The sequence below is a fragment of the Bradyrhizobium sp. USDA 4501 genome (assembly GCF_054062115.1).
In genome coordinates this window covers 4,205,051-4,225,593 of record NZ_JBSSEX010000001.1, presented here as the reverse complement: position 1 = coordinate 4,225,593, position 20,543 = coordinate 4,205,051, and the positions used below count along the sequence as shown (strand labels likewise).

General features: G+C 64.9%; 22 protein-coding genes. 14 read left to right on the top strand and 8 right to left on the bottom strand.

The window, feature by feature from the left end; translation table 11 throughout:
- Positions 1–55: 55 nt before the first annotated feature.
- Both rpmA and ACVWZM_RS19465 read left to right on the top strand, forming a co-directional pair.
- Positions 56–325, top strand: a complete 270-nt coding sequence (rpmA, locus tag ACVWZM_RS19470) for a 50S ribosomal protein L27 (RefSeq protein ID WP_016847848.1) — start codon at positions 56–58, stop codon at positions 323–325.
- 171 nt (positions 326–496) lie between these two features.
- A complete protein-coding gene (locus tag ACVWZM_RS19465) occupies positions 497–1,093 on the top strand; it encodes a GNAT family N-acetyltransferase (RefSeq protein ID WP_057020905.1) in 597 nt (198 codons plus the stop codon).
- Positions 1,094–1,260: 167 nt separating this feature from the next.
- Here ACVWZM_RS19465 and ACVWZM_RS19460 read toward each other — a convergent pair whose 3' ends face one another.
- On the bottom strand, positions 1,261–2,175 hold the full coding sequence (locus ACVWZM_RS19460) for a DMT family transporter (protein WP_057020906.1): 915 nt from the start codon (positions 2,173–2,175) through the stop codon (positions 1,261–1,263).
- 154 nt (positions 2,176–2,329) lie between these two features.
- Here ACVWZM_RS19460 and ACVWZM_RS19455 point away from each other — a divergent pair, with 154 nt between their 5' ends.
- From ACVWZM_RS19455 to ACVWZM_RS19400, 12 genes are all read left to right on the top strand, one after another.
- Complete coding sequence (locus ACVWZM_RS19455) at positions 2,330–2,809, top strand: MaoC family dehydratase (protein WP_057020907.1); 480 nt, start codon at positions 2,330–2,332, stop codon at positions 2,807–2,809.
- Positions 2,810–2,910: 101 nt separating this feature from the next.
- A complete protein-coding gene (obgE, locus tag ACVWZM_RS19450) occupies positions 2,911–3,960 on the top strand; it encodes a GTPase ObgE (RefSeq protein WP_038384668.1) in 1,050 nt (349 codons plus the stop codon).
- 82 nt (positions 3,961–4,042) lie between these two features.
- On the top strand, positions 4,043–5,185 hold the full coding sequence (gene proB, locus ACVWZM_RS19445) for a glutamate 5-kinase (protein ID WP_057020908.1): 1,143 nt from the start codon (positions 4,043–4,045) through the stop codon (positions 5,183–5,185).
- Between the two features lie 123 nt (positions 5,186–5,308).
- On the top strand, positions 5,309–6,601 hold the full coding sequence (locus ACVWZM_RS19440; RefSeq protein ID WP_456854287.1) for a glutamate-5-semialdehyde dehydrogenase: 1,293 nt from the start codon (positions 5,309–5,311) through the stop codon (positions 6,599–6,601).
- Positions 6,602–6,646: 45 nt separating this feature from the next.
- Positions 6,647–7,270, top strand: coding sequence for a nicotinate-nucleotide adenylyltransferase (locus tag ACVWZM_RS19435; RefSeq protein WP_080583350.1), 624 nt, complete (start codon positions 6,647–6,649; stop codon positions 7,268–7,270).
- 186 nt (positions 7,271–7,456) lie between these two features.
- A complete protein-coding gene (gene rsfS, locus ACVWZM_RS19430) occupies positions 7,457–7,825 on the top strand; it encodes a ribosome silencing factor (RefSeq protein ID WP_016847840.1) in 369 nt (122 codons plus the stop codon).
- Positions 7,826–7,875: 50 nt separating this feature from the next.
- Positions 7,876–8,358, top strand: a complete 483-nt coding sequence (rlmH, locus tag ACVWZM_RS19425; RefSeq protein WP_076834612.1) for a 23S rRNA (pseudouridine(1915)-N(3))-methyltransferase RlmH — start codon at positions 7,876–7,878, stop codon at positions 8,356–8,358.
- Between the two features lie 40 nt (positions 8,359–8,398).
- The gene (locus ACVWZM_RS19420) at positions 8,399–9,805 is read left to right on the top strand and encodes a murein hydrolase activator EnvC family protein (protein WP_456854285.1); all 1,407 of its coding nucleotides are present in this window, start codon (positions 8,399–8,401) and stop codon (positions 9,803–9,805) included.
- Positions 9,802–11,169, top strand: coding sequence for a S41 family peptidase (locus ACVWZM_RS19415; RefSeq protein ID WP_057020912.1), 1,368 nt, complete (start codon positions 9,802–9,804; stop codon positions 11,167–11,169). The genes ACVWZM_RS19420 and ACVWZM_RS19415 overlap by 4 nt, the downstream gene beginning before the upstream one ends.
- 150 nt (positions 11,170–11,319) lie before the next feature.
- Positions 11,320–12,534, top strand: a complete 1,215-nt coding sequence (locus tag ACVWZM_RS19410; RefSeq protein WP_456854283.1) for a divergent polysaccharide deacetylase family protein — start codon at positions 11,320–11,322, stop codon at positions 12,532–12,534.
- Between the two features lie 83 nt (positions 12,535–12,617).
- On the top strand, positions 12,618–13,121 hold the full coding sequence (locus tag ACVWZM_RS19405) for an RNA pyrophosphohydrolase (RefSeq protein WP_076864732.1): 504 nt from the start codon (positions 12,618–12,620) through the stop codon (positions 13,119–13,121).
- 33 nt (positions 13,122–13,154) lie between these two features.
- Positions 13,155–13,655 carry an RNA pyrophosphohydrolase gene (locus tag ACVWZM_RS19400; protein WP_092087086.1) on the top strand — a complete coding sequence of 167 codons (501 nt, stop codon included), beginning with the start codon at positions 13,155–13,157 and terminating at the stop codon, positions 13,653–13,655.
- Here ACVWZM_RS19400 and ACVWZM_RS19395 read toward each other — a convergent pair.
- From ACVWZM_RS19395 to ACVWZM_RS19365, 7 genes are all read right to left on the bottom strand, one after another.
- The gene (locus ACVWZM_RS19395) at positions 13,613–14,608 is read right to left on the bottom strand and encodes a helix-turn-helix domain-containing protein (protein WP_316398403.1); all 996 of its coding nucleotides are present in this window, start codon (positions 14,606–14,608) and stop codon (positions 13,613–13,615) included. The two genes, ACVWZM_RS19400 and ACVWZM_RS19395, sit on opposite strands and share 43 nt — an antisense overlap.
- A gap of 104 nt (positions 14,609–14,712) precedes the next feature.
- Positions 14,713–14,937, bottom strand: coding sequence for a hypothetical protein (locus ACVWZM_RS19390; RefSeq protein WP_253641114.1), 225 nt, complete (start codon positions 14,935–14,937; stop codon positions 14,713–14,715).
- A 135-nt stretch (positions 14,938–15,072) separates the two neighbouring features.
- Complete coding sequence (locus tag ACVWZM_RS19385) at positions 15,073–15,480, bottom strand: F0F1 ATP synthase subunit epsilon (RefSeq protein ID WP_028336321.1); 408 nt, start codon at positions 15,478–15,480, stop codon at positions 15,073–15,075.
- 116 nt (positions 15,481–15,596) lie between these two features.
- Complete coding sequence (gene atpD, locus ACVWZM_RS19380; RefSeq protein WP_016843821.1) at positions 15,597–17,039, bottom strand: F0F1 ATP synthase subunit beta; 1,443 nt, start codon at positions 17,037–17,039, stop codon at positions 15,597–15,599.
- Between the two features lie 25 nt (positions 17,040–17,064).
- Complete coding sequence (locus ACVWZM_RS19375) at positions 17,065–17,943, bottom strand: F0F1 ATP synthase subunit gamma (RefSeq protein WP_456854280.1); 879 nt, start codon at positions 17,941–17,943, stop codon at positions 17,065–17,067.
- Between the two features lie 91 nt (positions 17,944–18,034).
- A complete protein-coding gene (gene atpA / locus ACVWZM_RS19370; RefSeq protein WP_028340804.1) occupies positions 18,035–19,564 on the bottom strand; it encodes a F0F1 ATP synthase subunit alpha in 1,530 nt (509 codons plus the stop codon).
- Entirely contained in the window at positions 19,564–20,124 is a 561-nt protein-coding gene (locus tag ACVWZM_RS19365) for a F0F1 ATP synthase subunit delta (RefSeq protein ID WP_229189993.1), read from the bottom strand. The genes atpA and ACVWZM_RS19365 overlap by 1 nt, the downstream gene beginning before the upstream one ends.
- Positions 20,125–20,543 lie beyond the last annotated feature (419 nt).

Genomic DNA, 20,543 nt, shown 5'->3' with positions numbered 1-20,543 from the left:
AAATGATTCCGTCAAGGAATTGATCTAGAGATCAAAGCGAAGTCGGAGACGAGCCATGGCTCACAAAAAAGCAGGCGGTTCATCGCGCAACGGGCGTGATTCCAAGGGCAAGCGCCTTGGCATCAAGGCGTTCGGTGGCGAGCGCGTGATCCCCGGAAACATCATCGCGCGTCAGCGCGGCACCACCTGGCATCCTGGCCTTAATGTCGGCATGGGCACCGATCATACTCTCTTCGCCAAGGTCGAGGGTCATGTCGAGTTCCGTGCCAAAGCCAACGGCCGCACATTCGTATCGGTTATTCCGATGGCAGAGGCGGCCGAGTAGACGGTGGACACACATGAGTCCGCCGGGTCCTGTTGAACCGGCGGAGTCGCAAAGGGCTCCAAGGGGAGGCGGGATGACCGGCCTCCCCTTTTTGTTGCGCGCGTTCCACTTCGACCGCGCGTGACGTTCCAAGCGTTGCGTACCGATTTTTTCGCATCACAGGAGCTCGACATGTTGCAGGACATCCCGACGCCGACCTTGCGCGAGGCAAGAGCTTGCGTCCTCGAGACAGAACGGCTGACATTGCGCAAGCCGACGCTCGCGGACGTAAAAGCAATCGCACGCCTCGCCAATGACCGCCGCATCGCGGAGAACACCCGCCGCCTGCCGCATCCCTATACCCAGGACGACGCCATCGACTTCGTGCGCGCGCTCGGCGCCGGCGGGCGCGAAACCGTTTTCCTGATCGAGAACAATCACACGCCGATCGGCATGGTCGGCATCGACTGGCGCGAGGAGACATCGGCCGAACTCGGCTACTGGCTCGGCGTCGACTATTGGGGCCAGGGCTTCGGCACCGAGGCTGCGCGCGCGGTGATCGATTACTTCTTCGAGGAGTTCGATCTCGACCAGCTGATCTCGGGCGCCCGCGTCGTCAATCCGTCGTCGCGCAACATTCTCGAGAAGTGCGGCTTCCAGTGGGGCGGCGTCGAGCTGCACCGCTTCGAGGCGCTGGGCTCCTCGAGCCCGGTCGACTGCTTCCGCCTGTCGCGCGGCGTCTGGACGTCGCTGAAGAGCTGGAACAACTCGACCCGGCGGGAGAGCTGAGGCTTTTGGCTTCACCCTCCCCTGGAGGGGGAGGGTCGTTGCGCATGAAGCGCAGCGGGGTGGGGTGATCTATCCACTCGGGCACCGTTGGATGAGGAGAGACCTTCACCCCACCCCGCCGCTCATTGCATTCGCGTCGACCCTCCCCCTCCAGGGGAGGGTAAACATCACGCCGGCGGATTGATCGCGGAGTCCGGGCGTCCAAGCTGTTGCTCGCGGACGAAGATGTAGAGGCCGGCCGCGATGATAACAGCGGCACCGATGATGGTGGCCCAGGACGGCACGTCGCCGAACACCACGAAGCCGAAGATCACCGCCCAGACGATCATCGAATACTGGTACGGCACCACCACGCTCGCCGGCGCGAGCTTCAGCGAACGATTGACGCAGAGCAGCGCCGCGACCGAGATGATGCCGGCGGTGAAGAACAGCACGAGGCTGCCGGCTGACGGCGTCACCCAGCCGAACGGCGAGAGCACGAGGCCCAGGATGAAGGTGCCGCCGAATTGCGACGTCGCCAGCACGATATCGGGGGTCGCGCGCAGCGAGCGCGTGATCAGCATCAGCACCGCGAACGACAGGCTGCCGCCGAGCGCGATCATTGCCGGCCAGCTGATGGTCTGCGCCGACGGCCGAAGCGCGATCAACACCCCGCAGAAGCCGACCAGGATCGCGGTCCAGCGCCGCCAGCCGATATGCTCGCCGAGCACGAGGCCGGACATCGCGGTGACGAAGATCGGTCCGGCGAGGTAGTAGGTGATGACGTCGGCGAGCGGCAGATAGACCGTCGCCAGGAAGAACGCCGCAACCTCCACCGTCGACAGCGTGACGCGCAGCAATTGCAGCCACGGGCGTTCCAGATGCAGAAAATCCGCGCGCCGCTGCCACACGATCGGCAGCAGCACGAGCAGCGCCGCGCAGGCGCGCAGCCACAGCAATTGCCCGACCGAATAGGTCGCGACGATGAATTTGCCCATCGCATCGCCGAACGAGAACATGAAGATCGACAGCAGCATCAACCCGATGCCGGCGAGCCGCGCCGATCGGTCGTCGTAGGAGGACAGCTTTGCGAACAGGCTCATGAGCAGACTTGCGCTTTTGTTCCCGAGTCGTCCGGTTTTAAAGACGTGGATGCCCGGGACAAGCCCGGCCGTGACGAATTGAACGGATTGCCGCACCTGCGCCGCTGCGATACCGGTAGCTCATCCCGGCAACAAAAAGAGCAGGAAACGCCGCATGAGCGAATTCGACCCCACCCAGCATCGCATGGTCCCCGCGCAGCGCTGGTTCGAGGATTTCGTGCTCGGCGAGCGCTTCGTGATTCCGAGCCGGACCCAGACCTCAGCTGTTTTCGCTGCGTTCCAGACCGCCAGCGGCGACACCCATCCGATCCATTACGACGTCGAATATTGCCGCACGCGCGGCATGCCTGATTTGCTCGCGCACGGCTTCCAGACCCTGGTGCACACCGCGCCCGGCGCGGGATTGTTCCCCTATGTCGTGGAGGAGTCGCTGATCGGCTTCCTCGAGCAATCGAGCAAGTTCCTGAAGCCGGTCTATGCCGGCGATACCATCTACCCTGCGCTGGAGGTGATCGAGCTGTCACCGGGCAAGACCACCGGCGTCGTGACGCTGCGCTCGACCGTGCACAACCAGCGCCGCGAGCTGGTGCTGGAGGGGATGCAGAAATTCCTGGTCCGGCGGCGGCCGAGTTAGCCGCAAGGGCCGTAAAAAGGCCCGAAAATTAAGGCTTTTCGCTGAAGTCAGGGCCTTTCCGGGTTGCCGCCGCGGCCACCCTGCCCTAACTAGTGAAAATCATGAAATTCCTCGATGAAGCCAAGGTCTATATTCGCTCGGGCGACGGCGGCAACGGCTGCGTCGCGTTCCGGCGCGAGAAGTTCATCGAGTTCGGCGGTCCCTCCGGCGGCAATGGCGGTCGCGGCGGTGACGTCATCATCGAGTCCGTCGACGGACTGAACACGCTGATCGATTACCGCTACCAGCAGCACTTCAAGGCACAGAAGGGCACCAATGGCATGGGCAAGGACCGCCATGGCGCCAACGGCAAGCCGATCGTGCTGAAGGTGCCGGTCGGCACCCAGGTGTTCGACGAGGACCGCGAGACCCTGCTGCACGACTTCACCGAACTCGGCGAGAAATTCGTGCTGGCTGAAGGCGGCAATGGCGGCTTCGGCAACGCGCATTTCAAATCCTCCACCAACCGCGCGCCGCGCAACGCCAATCCCGGCGCGCCCGGCGAAGAGCGCTGGATCTGGCTGCGGCTGAAGCTCATCGCCGACGCCGGGCTGGTCGGCCTGCCCAATGCCGGCAAATCGACCTTCCTGTCGGTGGTCAGCGCGGCACGGCCGAAGATTGCCGACTATCCCTTCACCACGCTGCATCCGCAGCTTGGCGTGGTGAATTTCGGCGGCCGCGAATTCGTGCTCGCCGACATCCCCGGCCTGATCGAGGGCGCGCATGAAGGCGCCGGGCTCGGCGACCGCTTCCTCGGTCACGTCGAGCGCTGCCGCGTGCTGCTGCATCTGGTCGACGCGACCTGCGAGCATGCCGGCAAGGCCTACAAGACGGTGCGCACCGAACTCGAAGCCTATGAGGGCCATCTCGCCGACAAGATCGAGATCGTCGCGCTCAACAAGATCGACGCCGTCGCGCCCGACGAACTGAAGAAGCAGAAGGACCGCCTCAAGCGGGCGGCGAAGAAGACGCCGCTGTTGCTGTCAGGCGCGACCGGCGAAGGCGTGCAGGATGCGCTGCGCGCGCTGGTCGACGTGATCGGCGAAGCGCCGGTGTCCAACAAGGCCAAGGGTCAGGCGGAGCCGTGGGCGACGCCGGTGCCGCAGGGTTGAACGGCACAAGCCGCGCAACGCCTGGACTTCCCAAGCCACATTGTGGCGTCTATTGCTTCCACCTTCCTGCCAGACCGAATCCATGAAACGCCCCGCGCTCAAGAACTTTCGCCGCATCGTCGTCAAGGTCGGCTCATCGCTGCTGGTCGACTCGCAGGCCGGCGAAGTGCGCGCGTCCTGGCTCGCCGCGCTGGTCGAGGACATCGCAAAGCTCCACAAACGAGGCTGCGAGGTCATGGTGGTGTCGTCGGGCTCGATCGCGCTCGGCCGCAGCCGCCTGAAGCTGCCGCGCGGCCCGCTGAAGCTCGAGGAGAGCCAGGCTGCCGCAGCGGTCGGCCAGATCGCGCTGGCGCGAATCTGGTCGGAGGTGCTCGGCCATCACGGCATCGGCGCCGGGCAGATTCTGGTGACGCTGCAGGACACCGAGGAGCGCCGCCGCTATCTCAACGCGCGCTCGACGATCGCCAAGCTGCTGGAATGGGGCGCGGTGCCCGTGATCAACGAGAACGACACGGTCGCAACCACCGAGATCCGCTACGGCGACAATGATCGCCTCGCCGCCCGCGTCGCCACCATGGCGAGCGCGGATCTTTTGATCCTGCTGTCCGATATCGACGGCCTCTACACCGCGCCGCCCGCGCTCGATCCCGACGCCAGGCTGATCCCGGTGGTCGAAAGCATCACCTCGGAGATCGAGGGGATGGCCGGCTCGGCCGGGTCCGAATTGTCGCGCGGCGGCATGACCACCAAGATCGAAGCCGCGAAGATAGCGACCACGGCCGGCACCCACATGCTGATCGCATCGGGCAAGATCGAGCATCCGCTTGCTGCGATCGCCGACGGCGGCCGCTGCACCTGGTTCCTGACCCCCGCCAATCCCGTCACCGCGCGCAAACGCTGGATCGCGGGCTCACTCGAGCCAAAGGGCACCTTGACCATCGATGCCGGCGCGGTGGCGGCGCTGCGCGCCGGCAAGAGCCTGTTGCCGGCTGGCGTGATCCGGGTCGACGGCCAGTTCGCCCGCGGCGATGCCGTGGTGGTGCGCGGCCCCGACACCCACGAGATCGGCCGCGGCCTGGTCGCATACGACGCCGAGAACGCCGAGAAGATCATGGGCCGCTCCTCGCCCGACGTGATGACCATTCTGGGCATCAGCGGCCGGTCCGAGATGATCCATCGCGACGACCTCGTGATCGGTCCAGCCGGGGCGATCCCGCCCAAATAAGCCACTGGATAGGCCATTGGCCGAGCGGGGCGGCCTGCCGCCCACCTGCCATGCCGGTTCCGCGCCTCGCCACCCTTCAATTGCCATGCTAGAACATGGCCTTAGTCCAAAGCTGGTAGTTTCATGAGCGCCCCCCTGAAGGCGATCGACGGCAACGCCGATCTTACTGCCCTGATGACCGACCTCGCCGCCAAGGCGCGCGCCGCGGCGCGCGTGCTGGCGCTGGCGCCGCCGGAGCAGAAGGACCGGGCGCTCGCCGCGATCGAGCGCGCGATCCGCGCCGACGCGCCGGCCATCCTCGCCGCCAATGCCGAGGATGTCGCCGAGGCGCGCGCGAGCGGCATGACCTTCGCCTTCGTCGACCGCCTGACGCTGACCCAGGCGCGCGTTGCCGGCATGGCCGATGGCGTTGCGACCGTGCGCGAGATCATCGATCCGGTCGGCGCCGTCACCGAAAGCTGGCAGCGGCCGAACGGCATGACCATCGAACGCGTCCGCGTGCCGCTCGGCGTCATCGGCGTGATCTTCGAGAGCCGGCCCAATGTCACCGCCGACGCCGGTGTGCTGTGCCTGAAGTCCGGCAACGCCGTGATCCTGCGCGGCGGCTCGGACAGTTTCCGCTCCTGCCGCGCGATCCATGCCTGCCTGGTGCAGGGCCTGCGTGAGGCCGGCCTGCCCGAGGCCGCGATTACCCTGGTGCCGACCCGTGACCGCGCGGCCGTCGGCCTGATGCTGACGGGATTGAACGGCGGCATCGATGTGATCGTGCCGCGCGGCGGCAAGAGCCTGGTCGCACGTATCGAGGCGGAGGCACGCGTTCCGGTGTTCGCGCATCTCGAGGGCGTCAACCACATTTACGTCGACGCCAGCGCCAGGCTCGATATGGCCAAGGCGGTCGTGCTGAACGCCAAGATGCGCCGTCCCGGCGTCTGCGGCGCCGTCGAGACCCTGCTGGTCGATCGCAACGCTGCCGCGACGCAGCTGAAACCGCTGGTCGAGCTGTTGATCGATGCCGGTTGCGAGGTGCGCGGCGACGACGCCGTGCAGGGCGTCGATGCCAGGGTGAAGCCCGCATCCGACGAGGACTGGGACACCGAATACGAGGACGCGATCATCTCGGCGAGGATCGTCGACGGTCTCGATGAAGCGATTGCGCATATTCAAAATCACGGCTCGCATCACACCGATGCGATCGTGACGGAGGATGCCGCTGCCGCGCAAAGATTTCTTAACGAGGTCGATTCGGCGATCGTGCTGCACAACGCCTCGACCCAGTTCGCCGACGGCGGCGAGTTCGGCTTCGGCGCGGAGATCGGAATTGCTACCGGCAAATTCCACGCCCGCGGGCCTGTCGGCGCCGAGCAGCTGACGAGCTTCAAGTACCGCGTCCACGGCACCGGGCAAACGCGGCCGTGATCATTGTCGCACGCGCACGGTAAGCCATTGCAGCAAGCATCGAGCGTGTCGTTATCCGCAGCCCAAGCGCTTCCGTTCTATACCAACGGCATGCGCATCGGGCTGCTTGGCGGCTCGTTCAATCCACCGCACGCCGCGCATCGCGCCATCAGCCTGTTCGCGCTCAAGCGCCTGCAGCTCGACCGCGTGTGGTGGCTGCTGACGCCGGGCAATCCGCTGAAGAACCATGATGGCCTGCACGCGCTCGCCGAGCGCGCCGAGGCCGCGCGCCGCGTTGCCGACGATCCGCGCATCGACATCAGCTGTCTCGAAGCTGTCATTGGCGTCAGCTACACTGTGGACACGATCATCCACTTGCGCCGCCGTGTCTCCGGCGTGCACTTCGTCTGGATCATGGGCGCTGACAATCTCGCGCAATTTCATCGCTGGAAAGATTGGCGGCGCATTGCGTCCGATGTGCCGATTGCCGTGATCGACCGTCCGCCCCAAAGTTTCCGCGCCCTTGCCGCACCGGCGGCGCAGGCGCTCGCGCGCTATCGCATGCCCGAAAATCAGGCGACACGGCTGGCCGACCAGCAGGCGCCGGCCTGGGTGTTCCTGACAGGAATGAAATCCAATTTGTCTTCGACCGGACTTCGGAACCCGGACGGGAGCTGGAGAACGGCATGAAGCGCAAAAGGGTTACTGGAATATTGAAACCATTAACCCCACATGCGTAGTATGGCGCGTGGGGCCGAGGATTCGGCACCCGCGATACAGTGAAAGGAATGGTCCCTGGCCACATCTGTATTGTCAAAGTCTGTTTTACCCAAGGTTCCAAAGACTGCGCGTAAAACATCGACCAAAACCGCGGCCTTGCAGGCGCAACCGGACGCCGACAAACCGGATGCCAACAAGACGCTGAGCCTGATCCTCTCCCGCCTCGAGGACATGAAGGCGGAAGAGACGGTCACCATCGACCTTCGGGGCAAATCCGCATATTCCGACTACATGATCGTCACCACCGGCCGGGTTAACCGGCACGTTGGCGCGATCGCGGAAAATGTGACGAAGAGCCTCAAGGAGAACGGGGTCAAGAACATCCATGTCGAGGGCTTGCCCAATTGCGACTGGGTGCTGATCGATTCCGGCGAGGTGATCGTGCACGTGTTCAGGCCTGAGGTGCGCGAGTTCTACAACCTCGAGCGGTTGTGGACTCAGAACCCGGCGGTCGCGGCGGTCTAAGGGGGTTCGAAGCCGATGCGAATCGGCTGCAGCGCAGCTAGTCTGCGTTGATGCGCCTTGTCGTGATCTGCATCGGCCGTCTGAAACAGGGCCCTGAACGGGAGCTCGCCGAGCGTTACCGCGAGCGCTTCGAGGATATCGGCCGCAAGCTCGGGTTTCGCGGCCTCGACATCCACGAGATCGCGGAAAGCCGCGCGCGCGACACCGCCGCGCGCATTGCCGAGGAGGCTGCGGCGATCTCCGCATTGCTGCCTGAGAAGCACGCGCTGGTCGCCCTCGACGAACGCGGCAAGAGCATCGACAGTGCGACCTTTGCCCGGCAGCTCGGCCGCTGGCGCGACGAGGGAACAGCACATACTGTTTTCGTGATCGGCGGCGCAGACGGACTTTCGCCTGAATTGCAGCGCAAGGCTTTGTTGCGAATTGCATTCGGCTCCGCGACCTGGCCGCATCAAATGGTCCGCGTCATGCTTCTGGAACAGATTTATCGCGCCGCAACCATTTTGGCCGGCCACCCCTATCATCGCGCGTAAGGCGTGGTGACGGACAGTCGAAACCACTGAACTCACGCGAATGCAGCACAAGCGGGACACAGCTTCGTATTCGGCTTCGCATGCCGGCACCGCGCGCCGCCGCCGGCTGCCGGCATTGCTGCCGCTGTCGATCGCGATGTTCGCCGCCTATCCGCTGGCCGCGGCGCACGCGCAAGCGACACCACCAGCGCAGCAATCCGCGCCGCCGGCGCAGCAGGCCGCAACCGCGGAGCCATCGCCCGATGCGATCAAGCAGCGCGAACAGGAACTCGAGGCCGCGCGCGAGCAGCAGCGCAAGGCGACCGAGCTGCAGGAGAAGCTGAAGGCCGACATCGCCGCGATCGGCCAGGACCGCAGCAAGCTCAATCAGCAGCTGATCGATATTGCCGGCCAGGTCCGCGGCGTCGAGACGCGGATCGCTGACGCCGAGGCACGCCTGCAGCCGCTCGACGGCCGTGAGCGCGAAATCCGCGCCTCGCTCGATTCACGCCGCTCCGAGGTGATCGAGGTGCTGGCCGCGCTGCAGCGCGCCGGGCGACGCACGCCGCCGGCGCTGCTGGTGCGGCCCGAGGACGCGCTGCAATCGCTGCGCACCGCAATGCTGCTCGGCGCCGTGGTGCCGGAGTTGCGCGTCCGCGCCGAGAAGCTTGCGGCCGATCTCGGCGAGCTGGTGGCGCTGCGCAAGACCATCTCGACCGAACGCGATGCGCTGGCGGCCGACCGCGACAAGCTGAAGGAAGACCAGACCCGGCTGGCGGCGCTGGTCGACGAACGGCAACGGCAGCAGAGCGCGGCCGAAAAGGACATGGAGGCCGAAGGCGCCCGTGCCATCGCGCTGTCGAAGCAGGCCGACAATCTGCAGACCCTGATCGCCAAGATGGAGCAGGATCTCAAGAGCGCGGCCAAGGCCGCCGCCACCGCCAGCCTCCAGGGAGCGCCGGCGACGGTTAACGGCAAGCCGAATCTGGGGGCGCTCAAGGACCCGGCCCGCATGAGCCCGGCGGTCGCTTTCGCCTCGGCCAAGGGCCTGTTCTCCTATCCCGTGAACGGTACCAAGATTCGCGAATTTGGCGGTTCCGACGGCGCGGGGGGCGTACAAAAAGGCATTTCTTTGGCAGCCAAGCCGGGCGCGCAGGTCACAACCCCGTGTGACGGCTGGGTTGTTTACGCTGGTCCTTTCCGTAGCTATGGACAACTCTTGATCCTCAATGCCGGGGGCGGGTATCATGTCCTGATCGCCGGGATGGAGCGTATTTCGGTAAACATCGGCCAGTTTGTACTTACGGGGGAGCCGGTTGCGACCATGGGGTCGACGTCCCAAGTTGCATCCATTCTCGCGACAAATGCGAGCCAGCCAGTGCTCTATGTCGAGTTCCGGAAAGACGGCACTCCAATCGATCCAGGTCCATGGTGGGCCGCAAATGAAGGCGAAAAGGTTCGCGGATGATGCGCAAGACTTCGGTAATTCTCCTTAGCGCCGCCACCGGCGCGGCCCTGACGCTTTTCGTTACGCAGCCCCGCGCTGTGCTGATGGGATCGAGCGCGCGCGCCGCGACGTCGGACACCTATCGCCAGCTCAATCTGTTCGGCGACGTGTTCGAGCGGGTGCGCAGCGACTATGTCGAGAAGCCCGATGACAGCAAGCTGGTCGAATCCGCGATCTCCGGCATGCTGACCGGCCTCGACCCGCACTCGAGCTACATGGACGCCAAGAGCTTCCGCGACATGCAGGTGCAGACCCGCGGCGAGTTCGGCGGCCTCGGCATCGAGGTCACGATGGAAGACGGCCTGATCAAGGTCGTCTCGCCGATCGACGACACCCCGGCCTCGAAGGCCGGCATCATGGCCAACGACATCATCACGACCCTCGACGACGAGGCGGTGCAGGGCCTGACCTTGAACCAAGCCGTCGAGAAGATGCGCGGTCCGGTCAACACCAAGATCAAGCTCAAGATCATCCGCAAGGGCCAGGACAATCCGATCGACGTCACGCTGGTGCGCGACAACATCCGCGTCCGCTCGGTGCGTGCGCGCGTCGAGGCCGATGACATCGCCTATATCCGCATCACCACCTTCAACGAGCAGACCACCGAAGGCCTGAAGAAGGAGATCACCAATCTGCAGGGCCAGATCGGCGACAAGCTGAAGGGCTACGTCATCGATCTCCGCAACAACCCCGGCGGCCTGCTCGAAGAAGCGGTCACGGTGTCCGACTCCTTCCTGGAGCGTGGCGAGATCGTCTCGACCCGCGGCCGCAACGCCGAGGAAACCCAGCGCCGCGCCGCCCATCCGGGCGACCTGACCAAGGGCAAGCCGGTGATCGTGCTGATCAACGGCGGCTCGGCATCGGCCTCCGAAATCGTCGCCGGCGCGCTGCAGGACCACAAGCGGGCGACGCTGGTCGGCACCCGTTCGTTCGGCAAGGGCTCGGTGCAGACCATCATCCCGCTCGGCTCGGGCAATGGCGCGCTGCGCCTGACCACCGCGCGCTACTACACGCCGTCGGGCAAGTCGATCCAGGCCAAGGGCATCGTGCCCGACATCGAGGTGCTGCAGGACGTGCCGGAAGAGCTGAAGGCGCGCACCGACACCAAGGGCGAAGCTTCGCTGCGCGGCCATCTCAAGAACGACGGCGACGAGAAGACCGGCTCGCAGTCCTACGTCCCGCCGGACGCCAAGGACGACAAGGCGCTGAAGATGGCCGACGACCTGCTGCACGGCATCAAGTCGACCTCAAGCGCACCAGCGGCGCCGGAGGCCGCGCGCGACAAGGCCGCGGTCGACAAGCCGGGCAACAAGGCCGCGAACTGATTTAATCCGATCGATTCGGCGAACAGGGCGGCCCGCGGGCCGCCCTTTCTGCTTTCGGTGTCCACCCGTAACCGTGCTTTGCCGGGCAGGCCGGCGCGCGGGATTGCACCGCATCGTGCTATCGTTCGCGCTGTTGATTCGGGGAGGGTCATGGCAGAAGCGGCCGACGAACTGAGCACGCCGCTTGGGCAGACGACCGTGGGCAGGACGCGCCGGTTTCGCCTGCCATTCACGGCGATGCAGGCGCTCGCCGTGCTGCTCGGGCTCGTGCTGGTCGGCTTTGTCGGCATCGCGCTGTTCAACGACAACCCGCTCGGGGGCGAGCCGATCGCCCGTGTCACGCTCCGCAATCCTCCGCCCGCCGCCGCTAACGACAAGCACGCTCCAGCCGCCCAGGCGGCGGCCGAACCGGCGGCCAAATCCGCCGCCAAGACCCCGGCCGCAGCCAGTGACGCGAGAACCGTCACCATCATCGACGGCTCCAGCGGCAAGCGCCAGGACGTGGTGATCGGCGCCGGCGATCCGGCCGACAAGGCCGATGGCGATACGCCGCCACTCGCGATGACTGGCATCGATCCGCGCCTGCTGGAAAAGTCACGCTACGGCATGATCCCGGTGGTCGCCGACGGCCTGAAGCCGTTCACGGTCTACGCGGCCGAGGCTGACCGCGCCAAGGCCGCCCGGATGCCCGTGGTCGCCATTGTGGTCGCCGGCCTCGGCGTCGGCGCCGCCAAGACCACCGACGCCATCATGAAGCTGCCGCCGGCGGTGACGCTGGCCTTCACGCCCTATGGCTCCGATCCGGGCAAGCTTGCGGAACGTGCCCGGACCCAGCGTCACGAGATCCTGCTGCAGATCCCGATGGAGCCGTTCGACTATCCCGACAATGATCCCGGGCCGCAAACCCTGCTGACCACGCTGAGCAGCGAGCAGAACCTTGACCGCTTCTATTGGCACCTCAGCCGCCTGCAGGGCTATGCCGGGATCGCCAATTTCATGGGAGGCCGGTTCGTTGCGGCCGATCCCGTGATGCAGCCCATCGTCCGCGAAGCGGCAAAGCGCGGCCTGAGCTATTTCGACGACGGTTCCACCCCGCGTAGCGTCGCGCAGACCCTCTCAGCGGGGCAGGCATTGCCGTTCGCCAAGGCCGATTTCGCCATCGACGCAGTGCCGACGTCGGCGGAAATCGACCGCGCGCTGGTCAAGCTGGAAACGATCGCCAAGGAACGCGGCGTGGCGGTGGGCGTCGCCTCGGCGTTGCCGGTCTCGATCGAGCGGCTCGGCGCCTGGCTCAAGACACTGGACTCCAAGGGCATTATGCTTGTGCCATTGACAACGGCGATGCTGAAATCAAAATCGGGCTAAAGATTCAATCCGTTGGTGCAGCTCGAGACCTTGCCGGGGGGCCGGGTCGGGCGGCTCCAGAAAATGTGCGAGGTAGCGGCAGCATGGCACGTTATGAAGACCTGCCCTATCGAACCTGCGTCGGCATCATGCTGCTGAATACAGCGGGGCTGGTCTTCATCGGACGCCGCGCGGGCGGCATCGAGCATGTCGACGACGCGCATGTCTGGCAGATGCCGCAAGGCGGCGTCGATCCCGGCGAGGATACGTTTCAGGCGGCGCGACGCGAGCTCTATGAGGAGACCAGCATCAAGTCCGTGGAGAAGCTCGGCGAGGTCTCGGACTGGCTGATCTATGATATCCCGCGCACCGTCGCCGGCCGCGCCTGGAAGGGCCGCTATCGCGGACAGCGGCAAAAATGGTTCGCGTTGCGCTTCACCGGCAATGAGAACGAGATCAACGTCGCCAATCCGGGCGGCGGCCACAAGGCCGAGTTCATCACCTGGCGCTGGGAACCGATGAAGAATCTGCCGGAGCTGATTGTGCCGTTCAAGCGTCCGGTCTATGAGCGCGTCGTGAAGGAATTCGCCGGTCTGGCGGCCAAGTAGCCGACCGGGTCAACGCGCGACGTACCCACCGAGATGTCATCAGATAAGCCCTATCGCCCCAATGTGGGCATCGCGCTGTTCAACGCCGACGGACGCGTGCTGATCGGCCACCGGATCAAGGACGACGGTCCGGAGATCGTGCTGCCCGGCCTCGAATGGCAGATGCCGCAGGGCGGCATCGACGCCGGCGAGGATCCGCGCCAGGCCGTGATGCGCGAATTGTGGGAGGAGACCGGGGCGGTCAACGCCGACTATCTCGGCGAGACCGACTGGATGACCTACGAATTCCCCGCCTATGACGGGCCGGCATCGCACCGGCTCGCCAAGTTCCGCGGCCAGCGGCAGAAATGGTTTGCGCTGCGCTTCACCGGACGCGACGAGGAGATCGATCCATTGACGCCGCGCAACGGCCAGCCCGCCGAATTCAATCAATGGCGCTGGGAGCGCCTCGACCGCGTCGCCGATCTCGTGGTGCCGTTCCGCCGCGACGTCTATCGCGCGGTGGCGACCCGGTTCGCGGAATTCGCCGGCTGATCCTGCGGCGGTATGCGCCGCGCGTCGCCCGGTGTCATGCCGTAGGTCGAACGGAAGACGCGATAGAAGGTCGCGATGCTGTCGAAGCCGCACGAGAACGCGATCTCGTCGATGCTGCGCTCCCGTATGGCGTAGAGCGCGCGCCTCGCCGCCTTCAACCTTGCCGCCGTCAGCGTCCGCGCAAATGACAGGCCGGTCGGCTCGAACAGCGCATGCAATTGCCGCAGTGAGATGCCGAGCTCGGCGGCAACCGCGGCCGGCGTGAGCGAGGCGCGATGCAGGTCGCGGAACAGAATTTCGCGGGCGGCATGAAGGTAGCCCGCATGCAGCGCGGCACGGATTTCGTCCTGGCGTGGCCGCACGCGTCCGCGCGCGAGCAGCGCCAGGCGCACCATATGCGCAACGTCGTCGGCGAACTGCCCGGCTTGCGCGAGATCTCGCGTCATCGAGCGGAACATGGCGCCGACAAGCCGGGTCAGGCTCGCATCACGCGCCAGCGCGACCGGCGGCGCATCCTCGATCCGCGCGCCGAGCACGAGCTCGTCGGTGACCGGGATCTTGAGGCTGAAGAAGTCAAAGCCGTCGGTCCGTTCGGGTGTCGAGGCAAACGGAAGATTGGAATGGCCGAACACCAGGTCGCCGTTGCGCACGAACTGGACGCGATCGCGACCGATATTCATGTGGCCGGGACCGCGCACCTGCCAGGCGAGATGCAGACTGTTGCTCGGAACGCGCGCGATGTCGGATGCGGTCCGGCTGACGCGGTAGGAGGAAGCCGACATTTGCGCCAGCACGGCACTGCCCACGGGCGTCGCCGAGAAGTGTCCGCGGAAATCGGCTCTCTTGTCGCGCTCGAGCTCGATCGTGACCCCGAACAGGCTCTTGCCGCGCACCTCGCACCAGTGCTCGAAACGGTCCTGCGGGCGGAGAGCATCGGTGGTGAAGGTCAGCACGGCAGCTTGTCCGTTATGTCAGGAATGAAATCGCGATGCGGTCGGGCCAAATCGTAATCGCGCTGCAGCTTGTCATTTGTGCACGATCCCTGCTGCAAGCTGCTTCACATATTTGCAGGTCGTTCGTTCGGGCCGACCGCGAAGAAGCGGACTTGTCGAGAAGAAGCGAGCCGCCGCAGCGTCTCTTCCTCATCGTCGGCAACCAATCGGCTCTGACTTGCGATATCGGCCGCGAGGATCGCTGCGACCTTGCGCTTCATGAGTACCAGCCCCCGAACCCAGATATGCCGGGGAGAATGCCGCCAGACGATCCCGCGCGCAACAAGCATTGAACGCTCGCCAGGGCGTGGCGAGCGTTGAATTATTCAAGCCTTCTCAGGCGATGATAGAAAAAGTGTGAGCTATTCCACTAAGGGGTCGGCTCACTCGACATGGCGGCGCGATCGCCGGTCGGCAACCGCGCCTTAGTGCATAGCCGTCGTGTTGAGCTCTTGCTGGATGCTCTTGAAGTGGTCGAGCCGCTCGATCGCGTGGTCGAGCTCGGAGCCCTCCTTCTCGGCGAGCTTCTCCTGCATCTCGTTGATCGTCTCGGCGAATTTCGCGCGATCGATGTCCGCAAGCGCGGTCGCGACGTCGGCGAGCACGGTGAGGCCCTTGTCCGACACCTCGGCAAGGCCGCCGAGCACGATCACCTTCTCGCGCTTGCCGGCGGTCGTGATCGTCAGGATGCCCGGACGAACCGTGGCGATGACCGGAGCGTGTCCGGCGAGCACACCGAAATCACCCTCCACACCGGGGACGTCAACCTGATCGACCTCGCCGGAGAAGGCGAGCTTTTCGGGAGAGACGAGATCGAAGTGGAAGGTGGCCATGGTCTTTCCGTTCTTTGCGCTGTCACCCGCGGGCTCGACCCGCGGGTCCATCAGTCAAAATACTTCACGTGCGATGGATCGCCGGATCAGGTCCGGCGATGACGACATCCCAAAGCTTAGGCGGCTTCGGCCGCCAGCTTCTTGCCCTTCTCGACGGCTTCTTCGATGGTGCCGACCATGTAGAACGCCGCTTCCGGCAGATGGTCGTACTTGCCCTGGCAGAGATCGCGGAAGCCCTTGATGGTGTCGGCGAGGTCGACGAACTTGCCCGGCGAGCCGGTGAAGACTTCGGCGACGTGGAACGGCTGCGACAGGAAGCGCTCGACCTTGCGGGCGCGGGCGACCGTCAGCTTGTCCTCTTCCGACAATTCGTCCATGCCGAGAATGGCGATGATGTCCTGCAGCGACTTGTAGCGTTGCAGGATCTGCTGGACCATGCGCGCGGTGTTGTAGTGCTCGTCACCGACGACGAGCGCCGACAGCATGCGCGAGGTCGAGTCGAGCGGATCCACCGCCGGATAGATGCCCTTTTCCGAGATCGCGCGCGACAGCACCGTGGTGGCGTCCAAGTGCGCGAACGAGGTGGCGGGCGCCGGGTCGGTCAAGTCGTCGGCCGGCACGTAGATCGCCTGCACCGAGGTGATCGAGCCCTTCTGGGTGGTGGTGATGCGCTCCTGCAGCGCGCCCATGTCGGTCGCGAGCGTCGGCTGATAACCCACCGCCGAAGGAATACGGCCGAGGAGCGCCGACACTTCCGAGCCCGCCTGGGTGAAGCGGAAGATGTTGTCGACGAAGAACAGCACGTCCTGGCCCTGGTCGCGGAAGTGCTCGGCAACGGTGAGACCGGTCAGACCGACGCGGGCGCGGGCGCCCGGCGGCTCGTTCATCTGGCCGAACACCAGCGCGCACTTCGACTTCACGCTCGGATCCGGATTGTGCGGATCGGCGTTGACCTTCGATTCGATGAACTCGTGATAGAGGTCATTGCCTTCGCGGGTGCGCTCGCCGACGCCGGCGAACACCGAGTAACCACCGTGCGCCTTCGCGACGTTGTTGATGAGCTCCTGAATCAGCACGGTCTTGCCGACGCCGGCGCCGCCGAACAGGCCGATCTTGCCGCCCTTCGCATACGGAGCAAGAAGGTCGACGACCTTGATGCCGGTGACGAGAATTTCGGCTTCGGTCGACTGGTCGGTATAGGTCGGCGCTTCCTGATGGATGGCGCGCAGGCCGTCGGACTTGATCGGGCCGGCTTCATCGATCGGCTCGCCGATGACGTTGATGATGCGGCCGAGCGTGCCTTCGCCGACCGGCACCCGGATCGGTTCGCCGGTGTCGGTCACTTCCTGGCCGCGCACGAGGCCCTCGGTGATGTCCATCGCGATGGTGCGGACGGTCGATTCGCCGAGATGCTGCGCGACTTCGAGCACCAGGCGGTTGCCGCCGTTCTTGGTCTCGAGTGCGTTCAGAATCGCCGGAAGGTGGCCTTCGAACTGCACGTCGACCACGGCGCCCGTGACCTGGGTAACGCGACCGATCTGGTTGGCTGCTGTAGCCATGGACTGTTCTCCTTCGAAATCTGCCTTAGACCGCCTCAGCGCCGGAGATGATCTCGATCAGCTCCTTCGTGATCTGGGCCTGACGGGTTCTGTTGTAAATCAGGGTTTGCTTGCGAATCATCTCGCCGGCATTGCGGGTCGCACTGTCCATCGCGCTCATCTGCGCGCCATAGAACGAGGCGTTGTTCTCGAGCAGCGCGCGGAAAATCTGCACCGCGAGGTTGCGCGGCAACAGGCTGCCGAGGATCTGGTCCTCTTCAGGCTCGTATTCGTAGGACGTGGAGGGCGCCGCATTGGCCGCGGGCTCAGCCACCTCCAGCGGGATGATCTGCTGCGCGGTCGGGATCTGCGCGATCACCGACTGGAAGCGCGAGTAGAACAATGTGCAGACATCGAACTCGCCGGCCTCGAACCGAGCCAGCACCTTGTTGGCGATGTCCTCGGCATTGGCGAAGCCGATCTGGCGCACCGAACGCAGGTCGAGGTGCTCGACGATGCGCTTCTCGAAGGTCCGGCGCAGCTGCTCGTAACCCTTGCGGCCAACGCAGAAGAATTTGACTTCCTTGCCCTGCGCGAGCAGCGCGCTCGCCCGCTCGCGCGCCAGGCGCACGATGGCAGAGTTGAACGCGCCGGACAGGCCGCGTTCGCCGGTGCAGACCAGAAGCAGGTGCACCTGATCGTTGCCGGTGCCGGCAAGCAGCGCCGGCGCGCCGGGCGTACCGTTGGCCGCCGCGGCGATGTTGGAAATCACCGCATCCATCTTGGTGGCATAGGGCCGCGCCGCTTCGGCGGCGTTCTGCGCGCGGCGCAGCTTCGAGGCTGCGACCATCTGCATAGCCTTGGTGATCTTCTGCGTCGCCTTGGTCGAGGCGATGCGGACCCGCATGTCTTTTAGTGACGCCATTCTTCGTTCACCCCGGCGATCCGACCACAATGGTCAGATCGCAAGCCTCCGTTCGTCACGCCCGGCGGCGAGCCGGGCGACGCCCCATTCGTTATGCAAACGTCTTGGCGAAGCCCTCGACGGCCGTCTTGAGCTTGGCGGCGGTGTCGTCGGACAGATCGCGGCTGGTGCGGATCGCATCGAGGATGTCGGCGTTCTTGCCGCGTAGCAGCGACAGCAGACCGTCCTCGAACGCCTTCACCTTGTTGAGCGGCAGCGGATCGAGATAGCCGTTGGTGCCGGCCCAGATCACGCAGACCTGCTCTTCCATCTTCAGCGGCGAGAATTGCGGCTGCTTCAGAAGTTCGGTCAGACGCGAGCCGCGGTTGAGCAGGCGCTGGGTCGAAGCGTCAAGGTCCGAACCGAACTGCGCGAACGCCGCCATTTCGCGGTACTGCGCGAGCTCACCCTTGATCTTGCCGGCGACCTTCTTGGTCGCCTTGGTCTGCGCCGACGAACCGACGCGCGACACCGACAGACCGACGTTCACGGCGGGACGGATACCCTGGAAGAACAGATCGGTTTCCAGGAAGATCTGGCCGTCGGTGATCGAAATCACGTTGGTCGGAATGTAGGCCGACACGTCGTTGGCCTGGGTTTCGATGACCGGCAGCGCCGTCAGGGAGCCCAAGCCATGCTCCTTGTTGAGCTTGGCGGCGCGCTCGAGCAGGCGGGAATGCAGGTAGAACACGTCGCCCGGATAGGCTTCGCGGCCCGGCGGGCGGCGCAGCAGCAGCGACATCTGGCGATAGGCGACGGCCTGCTTGGACAAGTCGTCATAGATGATCACGGCGTGCATGCCGTTGTCGCGGAAGTACTCGCCCATGGTGCAGGCGGTGAACGGCGCGATGTACTGCATCGGCGCCGGATCGGACGCGGTGGCCGCGACGATGATCGAGTATTCCAGCGCGCCCTGCTCTTCGAGCACCTTGACGAACTGCGCGACGGTGGAGCGCTTCTGCCCGATCGCGACGTAGACGCAATACAGCTTGAGGTTCTCGTCCGGCTGGGCGTTGAGCGGCTTCTGGTTCAGGATGGTGTCGAGCGCGATCGCGGTCTTGCCGGTCTGGCGGTCGCCGATGATCAGCTCGCGCTGGCCGCGGCCGATCGGGATTAGCGCATCGATCGCCTTGAGGCCGGTGGCCATCGGCTCGTTCACCGACTTGCGCGGAATGATGCCGGGCGCCTTGACGTCGACGCGCTTGCGTTCGGTGGCCTGGATCGGGCCCTTGCCGTCGATCGGGTTGCCGAGCGCGTCGACGACGCGGCCGAGCAGGCCCTTGCCGACCGGCGCGTCCACGATCGCGCGGGTGCGCTTGACGGTCTGGCCTTCCTTGATCTCGCGGTCGGCGCCGAAAATCACGATACCGACGTTGTCGGTTTCGAGGTTGAGCGCCATGCCGCGCGTGCCGTTCTCGAACTCGACCATTTCACCGGCCTGAACGTTGTCGAGACCGTAGACGCGGGCGATACCGTCACCGACCGACAGCACCTGGCCAACTTCGGTGACCTCGGCTTCCTGGCCGAAATTCTTGATCTGGTCCTTGAGGATCGCAGAAATTTCTGCGGCGCGGATGTCCATCAGCCTGCCTCTTTCATCGCGTTCTTGATCGAATTGAGTTTGGTGCGAAGCGAACTATCCACCATGCGGCTGCCGAGCTTGACCACCAGGCCACCAATAATGGAGGGATCGACCTTCACGTTGAGCGCGACGTCCTTGCCCGTCACTGATTTCAGTGCGGCCTTCAGCGCGTCGAGATTCTTGTCACTGAGCTGCTCGGCGACGGTGACTTCCGCAGTCGCCTCGCCCTTGAACTTCGCCACCAGCGCGCGATAGGCGCGGATCACATCGGCAACGGCGAACAGCCGGCGATTGGCGGTGAGCACCTTGAGAAATTTGGCCGACGTGCCGGAGATGCCGGCCTTGTCGAGCACCGCGGTCAGCGCCTTCAGCTGGGCGTCGGCGGCGAACACCGGGCTGCGGACGAGGCGCTTGAGATCGGCGCTCTCGTTGAGCAAGGCCTCGAACTTGTCGAGGTCGGCCCGGACTTGATCGACGGATTGCTCGTCGCGCGCCAACTCGAACAGGGCCGTTGCATAACGACCGGACACTCCCGAAACGGACGGATCTTCAGCAGCCACGAGCTCGCTCTTTTTTGCTGTCAAATTCGCAAGGGAAAAACCGTCGCCACCAAAGCAGCGCCTAGCGATCCAAGCCCTTGGAATTCAAGCGGGACTTCGATTTTCGACCGGCACAGGACGTGCCGGGACCGTTAAAATCGCGGCTTTGCTAACATAGCAATCGCGCAGGTGCAACATGACGGCATCGTGAGTGCCGCCTTGTCGCATGCGCTTTTTGCCGACCGCAGCCGGTGGCCGAACCGGAAAATTTGGCGCGCGGAATTCGCGCGCGTCGGCTACGATTCGCGCTGCCGCGATTTTGTTCCATCGAAATTTGCATAGGCCTATGGCCGAGCGCGCAGGGAACTCCTGGCCGGCTGCTGTTTCATTTAGCGATTACTTACCGAAAACTTACCGTCGCCTCGATAGTCAGTATTGGC